15 protein-coding genes are annotated in these 18383 nt (G+C 65.6%); 9 read left to right on the forward strand and 6 right to left on the reverse strand.

Going from position 1 to position 18383, the window contains the following annotated elements:
- The first annotated feature begins 35 nt into the window (after nucleotides 1-35).
- Together ABIA42_RS23460 and ABIA42_RS23465 are read left to right on the forward strand one after the other, a co-directional pair.
- Complete coding sequence (locus ABIA42_RS23460; protein ID WP_271530874.1) at nucleotides 36-959, forward strand: ABC transporter ATP-binding protein; 924 nt, start codon at nucleotides 36-38, stop codon at nucleotides 957-959.
- Nucleotides 956-1717 carry an ABC transporter permease gene (locus ABIA42_RS23465; RefSeq protein WP_028178298.1) on the forward strand — a complete coding sequence of 254 codons (762 nt, stop codon included), beginning with the start codon at nucleotides 956-958 and terminating at the stop codon, nucleotides 1715-1717. Before ABIA42_RS23460 ends, ABIA42_RS23465 begins: the two co-directional genes overlap by 4 nt.
- 119 nt (nucleotides 1718-1836) lie before the next feature.
- On the opposite strand, the gene ABIA42_RS23470 is transcribed toward ABIA42_RS23465, so the two are convergent.
- A complete protein-coding gene (locus ABIA42_RS23470; protein WP_370120749.1) occupies nucleotides 1837-2163 on the reverse strand; it encodes a hypothetical protein in 327 nt (108 codons plus the stop codon).
- A gap of 330 nt (nucleotides 2164-2493) precedes the next feature.
- On the opposite strand from ABIA42_RS23470, the gene ABIA42_RS23475 reads away from it, so the two are divergent.
- Together ABIA42_RS23475 and ABIA42_RS23480 are read left to right on the forward strand one after the other, a co-directional pair.
- Complete coding sequence (locus ABIA42_RS23475) at nucleotides 2494-3276, forward strand: L,D-transpeptidase (protein ID WP_035675393.1); 783 nt, start codon at nucleotides 2494-2496, stop codon at nucleotides 3274-3276.
- Nucleotides 3277-3314: 38 nt separating this feature from the next.
- Nucleotides 3315-4310 (forward strand): glycerophosphodiester phosphodiesterase, encoded by a 996-nt coding sequence (locus tag ABIA42_RS23480; RefSeq protein WP_370120746.1) that lies wholly within the window; start codon nucleotides 3315-3317, stop codon nucleotides 4308-4310.
- An 86-nt stretch (nucleotides 4311-4396) separates the two neighbouring features.
- On the opposite strand, the gene ABIA42_RS23485 is transcribed toward ABIA42_RS23480, so the two are convergent.
- Nucleotides 4397-6676 carry a fused MFS/spermidine synthase gene (locus ABIA42_RS23485; protein ID WP_370120743.1) on the reverse strand — a complete coding sequence of 760 codons (2280 nt, stop codon included), beginning with the start codon at nucleotides 6674-6676 and terminating at the stop codon, nucleotides 4397-4399.
- 238 nt (nucleotides 6677-6914) lie between these two features.
- Between ABIA42_RS23485 and ABIA42_RS23490 the strand changes: the two genes are divergently transcribed.
- A complete protein-coding gene (locus tag ABIA42_RS23490) occupies nucleotides 6915-8525 on the forward strand; it encodes a phytoene desaturase family protein (RefSeq protein WP_370120740.1) in 1611 nt (536 codons plus the stop codon).
- A gap of 289 nt (nucleotides 8526-8814) precedes the next feature.
- Here the strand turns inward: ABIA42_RS23490 and ABIA42_RS23495 are convergent, their stop codons facing one another.
- The gene (locus tag ABIA42_RS23495) at nucleotides 8815-8970 is read right to left on the reverse strand and encodes a Flp family type IVb pilin (protein ID WP_124160098.1); all 156 of its coding nucleotides are present in this window, start codon (nucleotides 8968-8970) and stop codon (nucleotides 8815-8817) included.
- 163 nt (nucleotides 8971-9133) lie between these two features.
- On the opposite strand from ABIA42_RS23495, the gene ABIA42_RS23500 reads away from it, so the two are divergent.
- Entirely contained in the window at nucleotides 9134-10021 is an 888-nt protein-coding gene (locus ABIA42_RS23500; protein ID WP_370120737.1) for a 50S ribosomal protein L11 methyltransferase, read from the forward strand.
- 115 nt (nucleotides 10022-10136) lie between these two features.
- On the opposite strand, the gene ABIA42_RS23505 is transcribed toward ABIA42_RS23500, so the two are convergent.
- Nucleotides 10137-10316: a hypothetical protein gene (locus ABIA42_RS23505; RefSeq protein ID WP_271530880.1), complete on the reverse strand. Its 180-nt coding sequence runs from the start codon at nucleotides 10314-10316 to the stop codon at nucleotides 10137-10139.
- A 186-nt stretch (nucleotides 10317-10502) separates the two neighbouring features.
- On the opposite strand from ABIA42_RS23505, the gene ABIA42_RS23510 reads away from it, so the two are divergent.
- Together ABIA42_RS23510 and ABIA42_RS23515 are read left to right on the forward strand one after the other, a co-directional pair.
- Entirely contained in the window at nucleotides 10503-12332 is a 1830-nt protein-coding gene (locus ABIA42_RS23510; RefSeq protein WP_370120734.1) for an aminopeptidase P family protein, read from the forward strand.
- Nucleotides 12333-12633: 301 nt separating this feature from the next.
- Nucleotides 12634-13908 (forward strand): multidrug effflux MFS transporter, encoded by a 1275-nt coding sequence (locus ABIA42_RS23515; RefSeq protein ID WP_370120731.1) that lies wholly within the window; start codon nucleotides 12634-12636, stop codon nucleotides 13906-13908.
- 117 nt (nucleotides 13909-14025) lie between these two features.
- Here the strand turns inward: ABIA42_RS23515 and ligA are convergent, their stop codons facing one another.
- Nucleotides 14026-16173 (reverse strand): NAD-dependent DNA ligase LigA, encoded by a 2148-nt coding sequence (gene ligA / locus ABIA42_RS23520; protein WP_370120728.1) that lies wholly within the window; start codon nucleotides 16171-16173, stop codon nucleotides 14026-14028.
- Nucleotides 16174-16286: 113 nt separating this feature from the next.
- Between ligA and ABIA42_RS23525 the strand changes: the two genes are divergently transcribed.
- Nucleotides 16287-16574: a GIY-YIG nuclease family protein gene (locus tag ABIA42_RS23525; RefSeq protein ID WP_370120725.1), complete on the forward strand. Its 288-nt coding sequence runs from the start codon at nucleotides 16287-16289 to the stop codon at nucleotides 16572-16574.
- 116 nt (nucleotides 16575-16690) lie between these two features.
- On the opposite strand, the gene recN is transcribed toward ABIA42_RS23525, so the two are convergent.
- Nucleotides 16691-18379, reverse strand: a complete 1689-nt coding sequence (gene recN / locus ABIA42_RS23530; protein ID WP_370120722.1) for a DNA repair protein RecN — start codon at nucleotides 18377-18379, stop codon at nucleotides 16691-16693.
- Between the last annotated feature and the right edge of the window lie 4 nt (nucleotides 18380-18383).

Raw genomic sequence — 18383 nt, forward strand, 5'->3', positions numbered from 1 at the left:
GCGTTCCCCTTTCCCTCCCCAGCCCGCCGGCCATCATGTCTTCCATCATTTCCGTCGCCAATCTGTCGAAGACCTATGGGTCCGGCTTCAAGGCGCTCAAGAACGTCAATCTCGACATCAAGCGCGGCGAGATTTTTGCGCTGCTCGGTCCCAACGGAGCCGGCAAGACCACGCTGATCTCGATCATCTGCGGCATCGCCAACCCGAGCGAAGGCAAGGTTTTGGTCGGCGGCGAGGACATCCAGACCTCCTACCGCAAGGCGCGCTCGCTGATCGGCCTCGTGCCGCAGGAATTGCACACCGACGCCTTCGAGAGCGTGTGGGCGACCGTGAGCTTCTCGCGCGGCCTGTTCGGCAAGCCGAAGAACCCCGAACATATCGAGAAGGTGCTGAAGGACCTCTCGCTGTGGGACAAGAAGGACAGCAAGATCATCACGCTCTCCGGCGGCATGAAGCGTCGCGTGATGATCGCCAAAGCGCTGTCGCACGAGCCGCAGATCCTGTTCCTGGACGAGCCCACCGCCGGCGTCGATGTCGAGCTGCGCAAGGGCATGTGGGAGGTGGTGCGCGGGCTTCAGCAGTCCGGCGTCACCATCATCCTCACCACGCACTACATCGAGGAGGCCGAGGAGATGGCCGACCGCATCGGCGTCATCAACAAGGGCGAGATCGTGCTGGTCGAGGACAAGACGACCTTGATGCAGAAGCTCGGCAAGAAGCGGCTGACGCTGCATCTGCAGGGCAAGATCGCCTCGCTGCCGGAGAGCCTTCGCCATTACGAGCTCGAGCTCTGCGATAACGGCGCGACGCTGGTCTACGACTACGACACCCAGGGCGAGCGCACGGGCATCACCAGCCTGCTCGGCGACCTGCGCACCGCCGGCATCCGCTTCAACGACCTCGACACGACGCAATCGTCGCTCGAGGACATCTTCGTCGATCTCGTGAGGACGTCATGAATCACCGCGCCATCCGCGCCATCTACCTGTTCGAAATGGCGCGCACCTGGCGCACGCTGCTGCAAAGCATCGTCTCGCCTGTGGTCTCGACTTCGCTCTATTTCGTGGTGTTCGGCGCCGCGATCGGCTCGCGCATCAGCCAGGTCGAGGGCGTCAGCTACGGCACCTTCATCGTGCCGGGCCTGATCATGCTCTCGGTGCTGACCCAGAGCATCGCCAACGCCTCCTTCGGCATCTACTTCCCGAAATTCACCGGCACGATCTACGAGATCCTGTCGGCGCCGATCTCCTATTTCGAGATCGTGCTCGGCTATGTCGGCGCCGCCGCGACCAAGTCGATCATTCTGGGCCTCATCATCCTGGCGACCGCCGGCCTGTTCGTGCCGCTGCACATCCAGCATCCGGTCTGGATGCTGGCCTTCCTGGTGCTGACGGCGGTGACGTTCAGCCTGTTCGGGTTCATCATCGGCATCTGGGCCGACGGCTTCGAAAAGCTGCAGATGATCCCGATGCTGGTGGTGACGCCGCTGACCTTCCTCGGCGGCAGCTTCTATTCCATCGACATGCTGCCGCCCACCTGGCGCACGGTCGCGCTGCTCAACCCGGTGGTCTATCTGATCTCCGGCTTCCGCTGGAGCTTCTACGAGATCGCGGACGTCAGCATGTCCGTCAGCATCGGCATGACGCTGGCGTTCCTCGTGATCTGCCTGGTCGTGATCTGGTGGATTTTTCGGACGGGATACCGGCTGAAGAACTGATTGCCGTCGTCATTCCGGGGCGCGCGCAGCGCGCGCCCGGAATCCATCGTGCGGCAGAGTTGGTGGACGAATGGATTCCGGGCTCGCCCTTCGGGCGCCCCGGAATGACTACGGTCGACTTACCGATAGCAATGGAAGCGGTGATGGCGGTCGTAATATCCGCGACAGCGGTGACGGTAGTGGCGGTGGGGAATGCCGAGCACGCCCTCGACTGCACCGACGGCCCCACCAACGCCGGCGCCGACGACGCCGCCGACGGCGCCGCCCACCGGCCCGCCGATGCGGTTACCTTCATAAGACCCCTCCTGCGCGCCGCGCACGATGCCCTGGGCATGACTGACTTGCGGCAGCGACAACAACGCCAGCAGGATGGCGGCGGCGGCGAACAGCAGGCGGACGGGCAGACTGGCCGGCAATGGCGCGGCGGCGAGACGGGCTTTGTTCATTTTCGGTCCCCAGGGGAAGGTAAAGAGGTAAACGGCGGCGGACGTGCCGCCTGTCGAGACAGGACATCACCAACGCGCCGCGCGGCGGAATGGTTGCGTCTTTGTGACGAATTGTCGACGTTGTGAACGCGCCTCCGCTCGCGAAAATGTCAGCGCTGCCGCGCGTGGCGCGGCGCAGAGCGGCCTTGCTTACATCAGGCATCGCGTTAACGATGGGCCGGCAGCTCGCTGGAACGAAAGCCGGATTGCAGGCATATTGCACGCCGGGGACGGAGAGCCGCGGCGACTAGCGTGAACAGGCCGGAGGCCGAGATTGATATGCGTTTCCAGATGCGTTCGTTTTTCATTGCTTTCACCTCATCGCTGCTCTTGAGCGCGGGTGCCGCGCAGGCCAAGGTCGAGATCACCGTCGACAAGGACAATCAGCAGATGACTGTCGCCGTCGACGGCGTCGCGCGCTATCACTGGCCGGTGTCGACCGGCATCCCCTCGCGCGAGACGCCGAACGGCGCGTTCCGCGCCTTCCGCATGGAAGAGGATCACTACTCCAAGGAATTCGACGACGCGCCGATGCCGCACGCGATCTTCTTCACCAAGGTCGGGCACGCCATCCACGGCACGGACTCGGTCGGCCGGCTCGGCTCTCCCGCCTCCCATGGCTGCGTGCGGCTGTCGCGCCAGAATGCCTCGACGCTCTATGCGCTGGTTCAGCAGCAGGGCGTGCTCAACACCACGGTGACGCTGACCGGCTCGGCGCAAGTGGCGCTGGCTCGCAATCCGCGCGGCCGCAACGCCAATGCGGTGGCCCGCGCACCGCAGCCGGCTGAAGAGCAATACGCGACCGCCGGTGATCCCGTGAACCTGGCGCCGCCGGCGCAGCCCGCGCGCCGCTACATGCCGCAGGACGACAACTACATCTATCCGGCCGACGGCAGCGACACCGGCGCGCGCTATCCGGCGCCGCGCTCGGCCACCCGCCCGCTCTACGACACGCAGGTCTATCAGCAGCAGCAGCCGCGGACCTATTACGACCAGGGCTACGGCCAGCAAGGCTACTATCAGCCGCAGCCCCGGCAGTATTATCAGCCGCGCGGCTATTACTATCAGAACTGACGCGACCGCCATCAACCGCCCTCGCCGGCCGAGGCACCATGAAGCCACGTGCCACGACCGTTCTGATCGTGTTCTGCGTTCTGATGGCGGGACGGGCCATGGGATCGGATTTGGCCTTCGATCTCGAGGCGCATCGCGGCGGGCGGGCGCTGCTGCCGGAAAACACCCTGCCCGCCTTCGCCAATGCGCTGTCGATGGGCGTGGACACGCTGGAGCTCGACGTCGGTGTCACCGCCGACGGCGAGGTCATCCTGTCGCATGAGCGCGGGCTCAACCCCGATCTCGCACGCGGCCCCGATGGGGCCTACATCACCCCGCCCGGCACGCCTTTCGTGAAGCTGCGGCTCGACGAGGTCAGGACCTATGACGTCGGCCAGATCCGACCGGACAGTGCCTACGCGAAACAATTCCCCGACCAGCGTGCCGTGCCGGGGACGCGCATTCCCACCTTGCGCGAGCTGTTCGCACTGGTGCGCAAGTCCGGCAACGCGCGCGTCGGCTTCAACATCGAGACCAAGATCGATCCGAACCATCCGGATGAAGCGCCTGATCCGCAGGCCTTCGTCGCGAAGCTGCTCGGGGTGATCGAGACCGAAGGACTCTCCGACCGCGTCACGATCCAGTCGTTCGACTGGCGAACCCTGTTTCTCGTCCAGCAGCAGGCGCCTAAGATTTCGACCGTGTACCTGACGCTCCAGCGCGGCTCGAGCCCGACGGTGGCACGCGACAAGGCGACCAACTGGACGGCGGGCTTCAGCCCGGCCGACCACGGCGGCTCGCTGCCACGGACGATCAAGGCTGCGGGCGGCGCGATCTGGTCGCCTTACTTCGGCGATGTGACCGCGCCACTGGTCACCGAGGCCCATGAACTCGGACTGCGTGTCGTGGTCTGGACGGTCAACAAGCCCGAAGACATGGCGCGCATGATCGAGCTCGGCGTCGATGGGATCATCTCGGACAGGCCGGACCTGCTGCGGCAGATCGCCGGCGGGAAGGGAATCGCGCTCCCGGCAGGGACGCCGGTAGCGCCATAACTCCGATCTCGTGTCCCGGACGCGGTGCATCACTTCGTGCCGCGCAGCGTCCGGGGCACGGGATTCGTCCGGGCGACGGAGCTTCCCTACTCCCCGTCCCGCAAACGCCGATACAGCGCGCCCAGGATATTCGAATAGTCGTCGGTCCAGACCCGCACCCTGTCATCGGCTTCGGTCTGTACCCATTGCTTGGAGGATGCGAGCCTGCCGATGTCGGCCTCCTCGCGCGCGGAGATGACGACGTCGGTCGAGAAGATGTAGTCGGAATCGCGCCCGGAATCCTCGTTGAAGACCCAGCTCGTGAGATCGTTGGCGTCCGCAATGCCGACCACGACGGTCTCGAGATCCAGATGCCGGTTGGAGACGTGCATCACGACCGCGCCGTGCGGCGCGAGCTTGTCCTTGTAGATCTTCATCGCCTCTTCGGTCGCAAGGTGGATCGGGATCGCATCGGACGAATAGGCATCGACGATGATGAGATCATAGGCGCCGTCGGGCTCCTTCGCGAAGGTGAGGCGCGCATCGCCGATGACGGGCTTCATGTCCGGCATGCAGCTCGATATGTAGCGGAAATTCCTGGGGTCACGCGCCGCGTCGACCATGGACTGGTCGATCTCGAAGAAGGTCCAGTTCTCCCCCGGCTCGGCGGCGCAGGCGAGCGTGCCGGAGCCGACGCCGATCGCGGCGACCTTGAGCGGCGCGCCCTTGCGCTCGCGAATGGCACTGACGGCCTGACCGATGCCGCCGTCCTTGTGATAATAGGTGATCGGCTCGGGCCGGCCGATGACCGGCGTGCCGTCATCGTTGCGGAAGCGCTCGGCGCCGTGAATGGTGGTGCCGTGCATCAGCACGTGGAAATAGCCGCCCGGCGTCACCACGATCTTGTGCACGCCGAAGAAGCTGCGCACCGTCGTGACGCGGCCCTCGTCCGCAGGATAAACACGGATCAACACCAGCGCGAGCGCGACGGTGGCAAAGATCTTCCAGGGGCCGGCATTGAGGATCAGCGCGAGCAGCGCGGCGAGCACGCCGACGGCGCCGGCGACCCAGACGCGGTGATCCTCGAACCAGGTCGAGAGGTCGCCGGTCGTATACGATGGTGCGACGAGCGCCACCGCGAGCGCGGCGAGCGCCAGCCAGTACCATTTGACGATGCCGGCGAGGCGTTCGTTCGCGGAGGGACGGCACAGTGCGGCAAGCGCGATCAGGATCGGATATTCGGCGATCCACGAGAAGGTGAATGGAGCGACGAGCCCTGCGAACAGGCCGCCGACCATCCCGCCGAACGACAGCGCGACATAGAAGCCGGTGAGATATCTGGCGGCCGGCCGCGTCCGCGCCAGTTCGCCGTGGCAGGCCATGGCAATGACGAAGAAGCACAATTGATGACCGCCGAGCGTCAGCAGCAGATTCTGCTCGCCGCCGAAGGCCAGCAGCACGACGACGCCGGCGATGGCGACCGGCTGGAGCATCAGCATCCATTTGTGCGGCAACAGCGGCCGCGACTGGAACACGACGACCCAGGTGAGCAGGTACAGCGACAGCGGCAGCACCCACAGGAGCGGCGCCGCGGCGACGTCGGTGGAGATGTGCGCAGTCACCGCGATGAGAAGGCCGGACGGCACCGCGGCCAGGAAGATCCAGCGCAGCCGCGTGACCAGCCCCGGCGCCGGTGCGTTCACCTGCTCGTCTCGCGCGTCGACGACTGCCGGCTTCGGCGAACGCAACAACAGCACGCCGCAGGCGCCGATGAGAACGATCAACAGGCCATAGCCTCCCGTCCAGAACCGGTTCTGCATGTGCAGCGTGAACATCGGCTCGAGCAGGAACGGATAGGACAACAATGCGAGGAAGCTGCCGATGTTGGAGGAGGCATAGAGGAAATAGGGATCGTGCCCGGCGGGATGGCCGGTGCGGACGAACCAGGCCTGCAGCAGCGGATTGTTGGCGGCGAGCGCGAAGAACGGCAGCCCGATCGAGACCACGAACAGGCCGAGCAGCCAGAACGCATAGCCCGAAGCGGGCGGCTCGCCATAGGCGGAGGCGATGCCGAGCGGCAGCGTGGCGAAGGCGGCAATCAGCAGCGCCATGTGCACCGCGACGGGAACGATGCGGCGCCGCACCTGCATCAAAAGATGCGCGTAGGCGTAACCGGCCAGCAGCAGCGACTGGAAGAACACCATGGCCACCGACCACACCGCCGGCGAGCCGCCGAGCCGCGGCAGCACCATCTTCGTGAACAGCGGCTGCACCGAGAACAGCAACAGCGCGCTGACGAAGATCGCAGCCGTGTAGACCGCCAGCAGCAGCCGGTTGCGCGACGACGAAGGCTGCTCCGTGGCGGCGGGTTGCACGATGGAATCCATGGATGCTCCGGCAAAACTCCGGCGGGCGCCGGACGCGCGCAATGGAGCACACCGTACCGCAACGGGCAATAAAGTGTGGCGCGATGTTGCAGCCAGAGACGCTTGCTATTAGAGGGTCGTTCCGGGGCGATGCGTAGCACCGAACCCGGAACCTCGAGATGCTCAGGTGCGCACTTGCGCACCATAGTTCTCGCTTCGCGAGCCCCGGAATGACAGTACACTGGCTCTTGCATTCTTCATGACCGAAACCGACGTCGTCATCATCGGCGCTGGCCATAACGGCCTCACCTGCGCGGCCTATCTCGCGATGGCGGGCCTGCGGGTGCGCGTGGTCGAGCGCCGCAAGGTGGTCGGCGGGGCCGCAGTCACGGAGGAGTTTCATCCGGGATACCGCAATTCGGTCGCGGCCTACACGGTGAGCCTGCTCAATCCGCAGGTGATCCGTGATCTCAAGCTCGCCGAGCACGGCCTGCGGATCGTCGAACGGCGCGCGCAGAATTTTCTGCCCGCGCTGGATGCCAGCTATCTCCTCACCGGCGAGGGGCGGACGAAAGCGTCAGTCGCCCGGCTCAGCGCGCATGATGCGGAAACCATCGACGGCTTCTCGCGCGAGCTGGAAGACATCGCCGACGTGCTCAGGCAGTTCGTGCTGCGCGCGCCGCCGAACCTGCTCGACGGATTTGGCACGAACGCGATCCGCGAGGCCGTGAACGCGCTCCAGAGCGCCAACATCCTGCGCGGCCTCACGCTGGAGCAGAGCCGCAGCCTGCTCGATCTCTTCACCCGCTCGGCCGGCGAGATGCTGGACGAGCGCTTCGAGCATGATCTGGTCAAGGCGCTGTTCGGCTTCGACGCCATCGTCGGCAACTATGCCAGCCCCTACGCCGCCGGCTCGGCCTATGTGATGCTGCATCACGCCTTCGGCGAGGTGAACGGCAAGAAGGGCGTCTGGGGCCACGCCATCGGCGGCATGGGCGCGATCACGCAGGCGATGGCGCGCGCGGCACGCGACCGCGGCGTCGTCATCGAAACGGATGCCGGCGTCCGTGAGATCATCGTCGAGCGCGACCGCGCCGTCGGCGTCGTGCTGGAGAACGGCTCGGCCGTCCGCGCAAGATATGTCGCGGCCAATGTCAATCCAAAGCTGCTCTACACACGGCTGGTCGCGGCCGACGCTCTCCCTGCGGACTTCCTCGCCCGCATCCGGCACTGGAGGAACGGCTCCGGCACCTTCCGCATGAACGTGGCGCTGGACCGCCTGCCCTCCTTCACGGCGCTGCCGGGCGAGGGCGACCATCTCTCTTCCGGCATCATCCTGGCCCCGAGCCTCGGCTACATGGACCGCGCCTGGCTCGATGCGCGGGCGCAGGGCTGGAGCCGCGAACCCGTCGTCGAGATGCTGATCCCCTCGACGCTCGACGACACGCTGGCGCCCGCAGGCAAGCATGTCGCGAGCCTGTTCTGCCAGCATGTCGCGCCGGAGCTTCCCGATGGAACGTCGTGGGACGAGCATCGCGAAGAGGTCGCCGATCTCATGATCGCGACGGTGGACAAATACGCGCCCGGCTTTGCGGCGAGCGTGCTCGGCCGCCAGATCCTGTCCCCGCTCGATCTCGAACGGCAGTTCGGACTGTTGGGAGGCGACATCTTCCACGGCGCGCTGACGCTGAACCAGCTGTTCTCGGCGCGGCCGATGCTGGGCCATGCCGATTATCGCGGGCCCCTGAAGGGCCTGTACCATTGCGGCTCCGGGGCCCATCCCGGCGGCGGCGTCACCGGCGCCCCCGGGCACAACGCGACGCAGGCGATCCTGCGGGATCACCGGTCGCTGTTCAGAAGCCGTGGATAGGTCTGTGGATTGCTTGTGGACAGGCTGTCGAAAGGTCTGTGGTCGGGCGGAGGATGCTGGGCAAGACCGTCGGGGCCGATCCTGGGGAAAGCCGGTGGAAAATCGTAGGGACAATTGCGGGGAAAAGCGGTGGATAGGGTCCCGGCAAGCCCGCGGACAACCTGTGAAGATCCGCAGAGAACAGATGCTGCAGAAACGACCTCGCCCCGCCAGGGAATTCCCTGGCGGGCGGTGATCAGGAACAGCCTCTGAAGAAAAACAGCCCCCCGCTGGGAAATGCAGGCGGAAATTACTTCAAGGAGGTGCTAATCGAAGTGAACTTCTCATTCATGGTGGTGCCCAGGCCGTTCACCACGGTGATGATCGCCAGCGCGATACCCGCGGCAATCAGACCGTACTCGATCGCGGTTGCACCCGACTCGTCCGACCAGAACTTCTGAACCATGTGCTTCAAGACTCGCCTCCGTTTCAACTCCAAGCTGTGCTAGCTGGATCCAACACTTGAGAATGTATAGGGCGGAACCTTCGGTCGAGTTAACCCGGGAACCGCAAGTTGTCGGGAAATTGGCACCAAAAGTTCCCAAAATTGAACTCAACGGAACCCCTGAATGCAGCCTTCGCCCACCCATCGCGCCAGCTTTTCAATCGGCAGCGAGGCCGACGCCAGGCGCGTCGTCGACGTGCTCACCGAGGTGTTTTTCGAGGGCGATGCGGCGGTCGCCGCCTTCGAGCGGCCGGACGGACAATGGGACGTCACGCTCCATTTCGCCAAGGCGCCGGATCAGGCATGGCTGCGCGAACTCGTTGCAACTTCAGCAGGAAATGAGATCGCCGCGACCCTCGCCTTCGACACCGTCGAGGCCAAGGACTGGGTCAAGGCCAGCCTTGAGGATCTCGTGCCGGTCCCGGCCGGGCGCTTCGTCGTGCACGGCAGCCATGACCGTGACCGTGTGGCGCCTAACAAGCTCGCCATCGAGATCGAGGCGGCGCTCGCCTTCGGCACCGGTCACCACGGCACGACGCGCGGCTGTTTACTGCTGCTTGACCATGTCCTGAAGAGTTCCCGGCCGCAAAACGTGCTCGACCTCGGCACGGGGACCGGCGTGCTGGCGATCGCAGCGGCGAAGGCGCTGCATCGCGCCGTGCTTGCCTCCGACATCGATCCGCCCTCGGTGCGGGTGGCGGCTGAGAACGCCTCCCTGAACGAAGTCGGCAACAATGTGCGGGTGATCCGCGCCACGGGGTTTGCTGCGCCGGATTTTGCGCGCGCGGGCCCGTTCGACCTGGTGCTCGCGAACATCCTTGCCAATCCCTTGCGGCAATTGGCGAGCCCGATGGCGCGGCACCTTGCGCCCGGCGGCCGCGTCATCCTTTCCGGCCTGCTGACGCCCCAGGCCCCCGCCGTGATCGCCGCCTATCGCGCGCGCGGCCTCGTGCCCCTGAAGCATCTGCGGATCGAGGGATGGAGCAGTTTGTTGCTGCGGAAGGTCGGATGAACGAGGTGCCTTAGGGTGGGCAAAGCGAAGCGTGCCCACCCTTCGTCCGCAACAAAGGAAAGATGGTGGGCACGGCGCTTTGCCCCTTTGCCCGCCTACGGCATCGTCAATACCGCTACTCTACCGGCTTCTCGTCGCGGCGCATCGCGCGCTGCTCCTGCAAGGTGCGCCTCGCGCGGCGCTCGGCGAAACGATCGATCATTTGGCTGATGAGACCGCGCGGCTTCTTCGGTGGTGTTGCAGCCGGGCCGCGGCGCGCTGGCGGCGAAATCTTCTCAAACGTGAACGCTGGCATCGTGTGTCCCCTCGCCGTTGAGATGAACCACTTGCTCGAATTTCCCTGTTATCCGGACGAAGCGCAACTGCCGCATCCTTACTCCACTCGATTCGAATGGACCTATTTCAAGCACAGTCCATGCCAGATGCGACGTAAATGCGTCGAGATTGCGGACCGATCCCCATGATCCTAAAGTGATCCACCATGTTCGAAGCACACTTCCAGACATTCGAGGAGCCTGAGGCCGGTGTCGCATTGACGGCACGGCTGGCCGCACTTCGCGAAGAACTCGCCCGTCGCAAGCTGACCGGCTTCGTGATCCCACGCGCCGATCAGCAGCAGAACGAATATGTGCCGCCGTCGGAAGAGCGGCTGGCCTGGCTGACCGGCTTTACGGGCTCGGCGGGACTGGCGGTGGTGCTGTCCCAGGAAGCTGCGGTGTTCGTCGACGGCCGCTACACGCTTCAGGCCGCCAAGCAGGTCGACGCAAAGGCCTGGGCCGTGGAATCGCTGATCGACCCGCCGCCGGAGAGCTGGGTGGCGGCGCATCTGAAAGCCGGTGACCGCCTTGGATTTGATCCGTGGCTGCACACTTTTGCGGCAGCCGAACGCCTGTCCGTAGCCTGCGCCAAGGCCGGCGCCGAGCTGGTGGCCGTCGACAGCAATCCGATCGACGCGATCTGGCAGGACCGACCGCAGCCGCCGCTCGCGCCCGTCGCCGTGCACGGTCTCCAGCATGCCGGCGTCACTGAAGCCGAGAAGCTGACGCAGATCAGGGGCGAGATCGCCAAGCTCGGAACCGATGCGCTGGTGCTGTCCGATAGCCACGCGGTGGCCTGGACCTTCAACATCCGCGGCGCCGACGTCGCGCACACCCCGCTGCCGCTGTCCTACGCGCTGGTGCCGAAGGAGGGACGGCCGACCATCTTCATCGACCACCGCAAGCTCTCCAACCTGACGCGCGACCATCTCGAGCAGTCCGCCGACGTGCGAGAACCGGACGCCATGGCGCCGACACTGATGGCGCTCGCCAAGAGCGGCGCAGCGATCGCGCTCGACAATGCCACCGCGGCCGACGCGCTGAGCCGGCTGATCGCGGGCGCCGGCGGCAAGCCGGTACGCGGCAGCGATCCGGTGGCACTGCTCAAGGCGGTCAAGAACGCGACCGAGATCAAGGGCACCAAGACGGCCCATGTGCGCGACGCCGTGGCGCTGGCGCGCTTTCTCGCATGGATCGATCGCGAGGCGCCAAGCGGCAAGCTGACCGAGATCGATGCGGTGGAGGCGCTGGAAACGTTCCGCCGCGATACCGGCGCGCTCAAGGACGTGTCGTTTCCGACCATCTCCGGCACCGGCCCGAACGGCGCCATCGTGCACTACCGCGTCACCCGCAAGAGCAACCGGCGGATCGCGCCCGGCGACCTGCTGCTGATCGATTCCGGCGCGCAATATGAAGACGGCACCACCGACGTCACGCGCACCATGGCGGTCGGCGAGCCCACGGACGAGATGCGCGACCGCTTCACCCGCGTGCTGCGCGGCCATATCGCGATCGCGCGCGCGATCTTCCCCGACGGCACCACGGGAGCGCAGCTCGACACGCTGGCGCGGCAGTATCTCTGGGCTGCCGGCCTCGATTTCGAGCACGGCACCGGCCACGGCGTCGGCAGCTATCTCTCGGTGCACGAAGGGCCGGCGCGGATCTCGAAGCTCGGCACCACGCCGCTGAAGCGCGGCATGATCCTCTCCAACGAGCCCGGCTACTACAAGACCGACGGTTTCGGCATCCGTATCGAGAACCTCGAGCTGGTCGTCGCCGCCGACATCAAGGGCGCCGAGAAGCCGATGAACGCGTTCGAGACGCTGACCCTGGCGCCGATCGACCGCCGGCTGATCGATGCGGCGATGCTGAGCCGCGATGAACTCGATTGGCTCAATGCCTATCACGCCCGCGCCCGGGCCGAGGTGCGGCCAGCGCTGGACGAGGCGACGAAGGTCTGGCTCGATCAGGCGACCGCGGAGCTGAAGGCGTAGTGCGCATGGCGCCACGCGCGCTACGCAACTCTCCTCGCCCCACCGAGCTGTCATGCCCCGCGAAGGCGGGGCATCCAGTACGCCGCGGCTTCTCCGCATAAAGCGACTGCCTCTGGAATACTGGATTCCCCGCCTTCGCGGGGAATGACACCTATGATGCTGCACGGGTAACGCGCCCAATCGGTCGCCATCGCGCTGTTATTATAACCGTCCCGGAATCCGTATAGCCGCATTCCGAAACGCCGATATCCGTCTTGCGCGGGCGCGCTACAGTCGATTCGAATTCGAGAGACGGACACGCATGCACGGCATGATCAGCAAGCCGCCGGGAGCGGCCACCAGCATCGCGACATCGCGCGTCGTGTTGCTGCTGCTGGTCGTCATGACCGGGATCGCGCCGATCTCGCTCTACATGCTGGTTCCGGCGCTGCCGGTGCTGGCGACGAATTTCGACAGCGACATCTCGATCGCTCAGATGACCGTCTCGCTCTACATGGTCGGCATCGCGCTGTCGCAGCTGATCATGGGACCGCTGTCGGACCGGTTCGGACGGCGCCCGGTGCTGCTCGGAGGGCTGGTGCTGATGGTCGCGGCCAGCATCGCCTGCATCTTCGCGCAGAACCTGCCGCAACTGATCGCCGCGCGCTTCTACCAGGCGCTGGGCGGCGCCGCCGGCATGGTGGTCAGCCGTGCCATCATCCGCGACATCTACGAGCGCGACCGCGTCGCCTCGATGATCAGTCTCGTCATCGCCGCGCTGATGATCGGGCAGATGGTGTCGCCGCTCACCGGCGGCCTGATCGAGACCGCGTTCGGCTGGCGCGCGATCTTCTACGCCATCACCATCGCCGCGATCGTTGTCGCCGTCGGTATCGCGGTGGCGCTGCCTGAGACCCGCCGCAGCCGCGCCGCCGGCAGCGGCTTCCGCCGCGACGTCGGCATGCTGATCACGAACCGCGCCTTCGTCGGTTATGTGATGTGCCAGGTGCTGGCTTCGCAGATCATCTTCACCTTCGCCGGTGGCGGCCCCTACATCGTGGTGACGCAGATGGGCCGGACCAGTGCCGAATACGGCGCCTGGTTCGCGACGACGGGCTTTGCCTATCTCGTCGGCAATCTGCTCTGCGTGCGCTTTGCGCCGCGGCACTCACTGGAGAAACTGATCTGGCTCGGGCTCGCCCTCCAGCTCTGCGGCAGCCTGTTGAACCTGCTCTGGAGCCTCGTCGGCTGGAACGAGGCGCCCGCCTGGCTGTTCGGCACGCAGATGATCGTGATGGCCGGCAATGCGTTCGTGATGGCGAATTCCGCCGCCGGCGCCATCAGCATCCGCCCGGAGGCTGCCGGCACCGCCTCCGGTGCCATGGGTTTCCTGCAGCAGGGCATCGGCGCGCTGATGTCGCAATTCGGCGCCTATCTCGGCGGCCATTCCGCAACGACACTGCCGCTCATCTCCGCGGTCCTCGCGATCTCGCTGCTCTGCGCCTGCACGATGATCTTCGTCGTCCCTCGGCGCGAGGTGACGGTGAGCGAGACACTGATCGAGCAGGCCGAGGAGGAAGAGACGGGGATGATGTAGGGGGCGCGGTGCTCTCTCCCCCGTCATTGCGAGCGGAGTGAAGCAATCCAGACTGTCACTGCGGAAAGATTCTGGATTGCTTCGTCGCTACGCTCCTCGCAATGACGGAGAGAGACCTCACTCCCCGATCAGCTTCAGCCACTCGTCTTCGGTCAGGACCTTGACCCCGTGCTTGTTGGCTTCCGCGAGCTTCGAGCCCGCGCCGGGGCCGGCGACGACGAGATCGGTCTTCTTCGACACCGAGCCCGACACCTTTGCCCCCAAACGCTCTGCTGTGGCCTTGGCTTCATCCCGCGTCATCTTCTCCAGCGAGCCCGTGAACACCACGGTCTTGCCGGCGACGGCCGAGTTGCTCTTCGGCTTCTCGGCGTCGACGATCTCGACCTCCTTCGTCAGCCGCTCGACGATGCCGCGGTTGTGGCTCTCGCCGAAATAGTCGGCGATGCTCTTGATCACGGTGTCGCCGATCTGGTCGAGCGCGTCCATCTCCGCGATCGCCTCCGCGTCGCCCTTGGCGACCTTGAGGCAGGCATCGTGGAAGGCGTCCCACGAGTTGTAGCCGCGAGCCAGGGCCAGCGCCGTGGTCTCGCCGACATGGCGCATGCCGAGCGCATAAATGAAGCGTTCCAGCGCAATTCTGCGCCGGCTCTCGATCGCGCCGAACAGATTGCGGACCGAGGTCGTGCCATAGCCCTCGATCTCCTCGAGCTTGAGCTTCGCGTTGCGCTTCTCCAGCGTGAAGATGTCGGCAGGCTCCTTTACCCAGCCCTCGTCGAAGAAGTACTGAAGCTGCTTCTCGCCGAGGCCGTCGATGTCGAAGGCGCGCCGCGACACGAACAGCTTGAGATGCTCGATCTTCTGATAGGGACAGGCGAACTCGCCGGTGCAGCGGGCGCGCGAGCCCTCCTCGCCCGTCGCCGTCTCCTCGCGCACGACGTCGGTGTGCAGCGGACACGGGCACTTCTTCGGGAAGTGGAACTCCTTGGCACTACGGGGCCGCTTGTCGATGACGACGTCGACCACCTGCGGGATGACGTCGCCGGCGCGCTGGATCACGACGGTGTCGCCGATCCTGATGTCACGGCCCTCGCGCAGCACCTCGCCCTTGTTGCCGATGCCCTTGATGTAGTCTTCGTTGTGCAGCGTGACGTTCTGCACGATGACGCCGCCGACGCCGACCGGCTCGAGCTTGCCGACCGGCGTGAACGACCCGGTACGGCCGACCTGGATCTCGATGTCGCGCAGCACCGTCATGGCGCGCTCGGCCGGGAATTTGTGCGCGATGCCCCAGCGCGGCGTGCGCGAGACGAAGCCGAGCCGCTCCTGCCAGTCGATGCGGTCGACCTTGTAGACGACACCATCGATGTCGTAGTCGAGCCGTGCGCGCTGCTCCTCGATCGCATGATGAAAGGCGAGCAATTCCTCGACGGAGTGACAGAGCCTGGTCAGTGGATTGGTCCTGAAGCCGCAGCGCTCGAACCAGGCGATCATGCCGCTCTGCGTGTCTTCCGGCATCGCGCTCATCTGCCCCCACGCGTAGGCGAAGAAGCCGAGCGGGCGCGAGGCGGTGATGGTCGGGTCCTTCTGCCGGAGCGAGCCCGCGGCCGAATTGCGCGGATTGGCGAAAATGGTGCCGCCCTCGGCCTTCTGCCGCTCGTTGAGCGCCAGGAAGGCCTTCTTGGTCATGTAGACCTCGCCGCGCACCTCGCAGATGTCGGGGACGTTGCGGCCCTTCAGCTTCTGCGGCACGTCTTCGAGGGTGCGGATGTTGGCGGTGACGTCCTCGCCGACCGCACCGTCGCCGCGCGTTGCGGCGGTGACGAGCTCGCCGCCCTCGTAGCGCAGCGACATCGAGAGGCCATCGATCTTCGGCTCGGCGGAGAAATCGACCCTGTCGTCGTCGAGCTTCAGGAATCGCACGATGCGGCCGACGAAGTCGCGCACGTCCTCTTCGGCAAAGGCGTTGTCGAGCGACAGCATGGGAACGGCATGCCGGACTTTCTTGAAGCGGCCCGACGGCGCCGCGCCGACCTTCTGGGATGGCGAGTCCGCGGTGACGAACTCGGGAAAGCGCTTCTCGATCGCGTTGAAGCGCTGACGCAGCGCGTCGTACTCGGCGTCGGTGACGGTGGGCGCGTCCTCTTGGTAGTAGCGCTCGTTGTGCCCCTCGATCTCGAGCGCGAGCCGCATGTGCTCGACCTTGGCCTGCGCCTTGGTGAGGTCGGCGACGTCGCGAAGCGGTTTCGATTTTGCTGCTCTTGCCATTTTACTTAAGGTTGCGTCTCGTCGTTCCGGGATGGTCCGAAGGACCAGACCCGGAACCTCGAGATTCCGGGTTCGCACTTCGTGCGCCCCGGAATGACGGTTGGGAGGGGCTTGTGGCGTATTACGTCTATATTCTAGCAAGCCGGCGAGATGGGGCAATCTACGTCGGCATCACCAATGACCTTGTGCGCCGCGTCTACGAGCATCGAATCAAGGCCGCGCCAGGCTTCACGGCCAGATACAACATCACGCAACTGGTCTGGTTCGAGATCTATGATGACCCTATCTCGGCAATCTCTCGCGAGAAGGAGCTGAAGAAGTGGAAGCGGGCCTGGAAAACCCAGCTGATCGAGAAGGACAATCCAAATTGGGATGATCTCTACGACTCGATCTGCAACTGAAGGAGTCATTCCGAGGCGGCCCGAGGAGCCGAACCCGGAATCTCGAGATTCTCAGGTGCGCAAGTGCGCACCGTAGTTCGATGCTTCGCATCGCCCCGGAATGACGGTGTGTATTATTAAGCCGTCGCCGCCTTGAGCAGCCGTTCCGCAGCGGCCCTCGCTTCGGCCGTGATCTCGGCGCCGGCGAGCATGCGCGCGATCTCCTCGCGGCGGTGGTCGGCGGCGAGCGCATTGACGCGGGTGGCGACGCGCTTGCCCTTGTCCAGGGCGTCCTTGGAGATCAAGAGGTGCTGGTCGGCGCGGGCGGCGACCTGTGGGGCATGGGTGACGGCCATGACCTGGACCTTGCCGGCAAGCCGCGCCAGGCGCCCGCCAATGGCGTCCGCGACCGCACCGCCGACGCCGGTGTCGATCTCGTCGAACACCAGGGTCGGCGCCGAACCGCGGTCGGACAGCACGACCTTGAGCGCGAGGAGGAAGCGCGACAGCTCACCGCCGGAGGCGACCTTCATCAGCGGCCCCGGCTTGGTGCCCGGATTGGTCTGGACCCAGAACTCGACACGGTCGAAGCCTTGCGGACCGGGTGCGGCCTCGTCGGTCTCGACCTGGGTCATGAATTTGGCCCGTTCGAGCTTGAGCGGCGCGAGCTCGGCATTGACCGCCTTGTTGAGCTTCTCCGCCGATTTCTGCCGCGCCAATGACAGGTTCTTGGCGGCAGCGGCATAGCGGCCGTCTGCCTCGATCGCGGCCTGCTCCAGCTTCTTGAGCCGCGAGGCGCCGGCATCGATCAGCACGACGTCGGCGGCATATTTGGCGGCAAGCGCGGCGAGGCCGTCGACCGGCGTCGAATATTTGCGCGAGGCGGCGCGAAGGGCGAACAGCCGTTCCTCGATGCGCTCGAGCTCGGCCGGATCGAAATCGGTCGCGGCGAGCGCCGCCTGGAGATGCTGGTCGGCTTCCTCCAGCGCGTTGATCGCAGCGTCGATCGCCTTCACCGCAGGCTCGACCAGCGCCGGCGAGTTGACGCCGCGGCGTTCCAGCCGGCGCACCGCCGCCGACAGCGTAGCGACCGGCGAATGATTGCCGCCGACCGCCTCCTGCGCCTCGCGCAGGTCGGAGGCGATCTTCTCGCCCTGCATCATGGTGGTGCGGCGCGAGGCCAGCGCGGTCTCCTCACCGTCCTTGGGCGCGAGCTGCTTCAGCTCGTCGGAGGCATGGCGGAGATAATCGGCCTCGCGCGCGGCGCTCTCCATGGCGGCGCGATGCTCCTCCAGCGCAGTATTGGCGGTGCGGCGGGCGTCCCAGAGCGATTCGACCTCGGCGACGTCCTTTTCCAGGCCGGCAAAAGCATCGAGCAGGCGGCGGTGGGTGGCGGCATCGACCAGCGCGCGCTCGTCGTGCTGGCCGTGGATCTCGACCAGGGCGGCACCGACCGCCTTCAGCGTCTGCACGCTGATCGACTGGTCGTTGATGAAGGCGCGGGTGCGACCGTCGGCGAGCTGCACCCGACGGAGAATCATCTCACAAGAGTCTTCGACACTCGTATCGTCGAGGCCGTTCTCGGCGAGGATCTTCGCTGCGGGGTGATTCTTCGGGACATCGAACACGGCGGTGACCTGCCCCTGCTCCGCGCCGTGGCGCACGAGGCCGGCATCGCCCCGGCCACCGAGCGCCAGTGCAAAGGCATCGAGCAGGATGGATTTGCCCGCACCGGTCTCGCCGGTCAAAACCGCGAGGCCCGAGGCGAATTCGATATCGAGCCGTTCGATCAGGACGATGTCACGGATCGACAGACGCGCCAGCATGGAA

Origin of the sequence: Bradyrhizobium sp. USDA 327, assembly GCF_041262065.1 — a bacterium.
Taxonomy (GTDB): Bacteria; Pseudomonadota; Alphaproteobacteria; order Rhizobiales; family Xanthobacteraceae; genus Bradyrhizobium; species Bradyrhizobium liaoningense.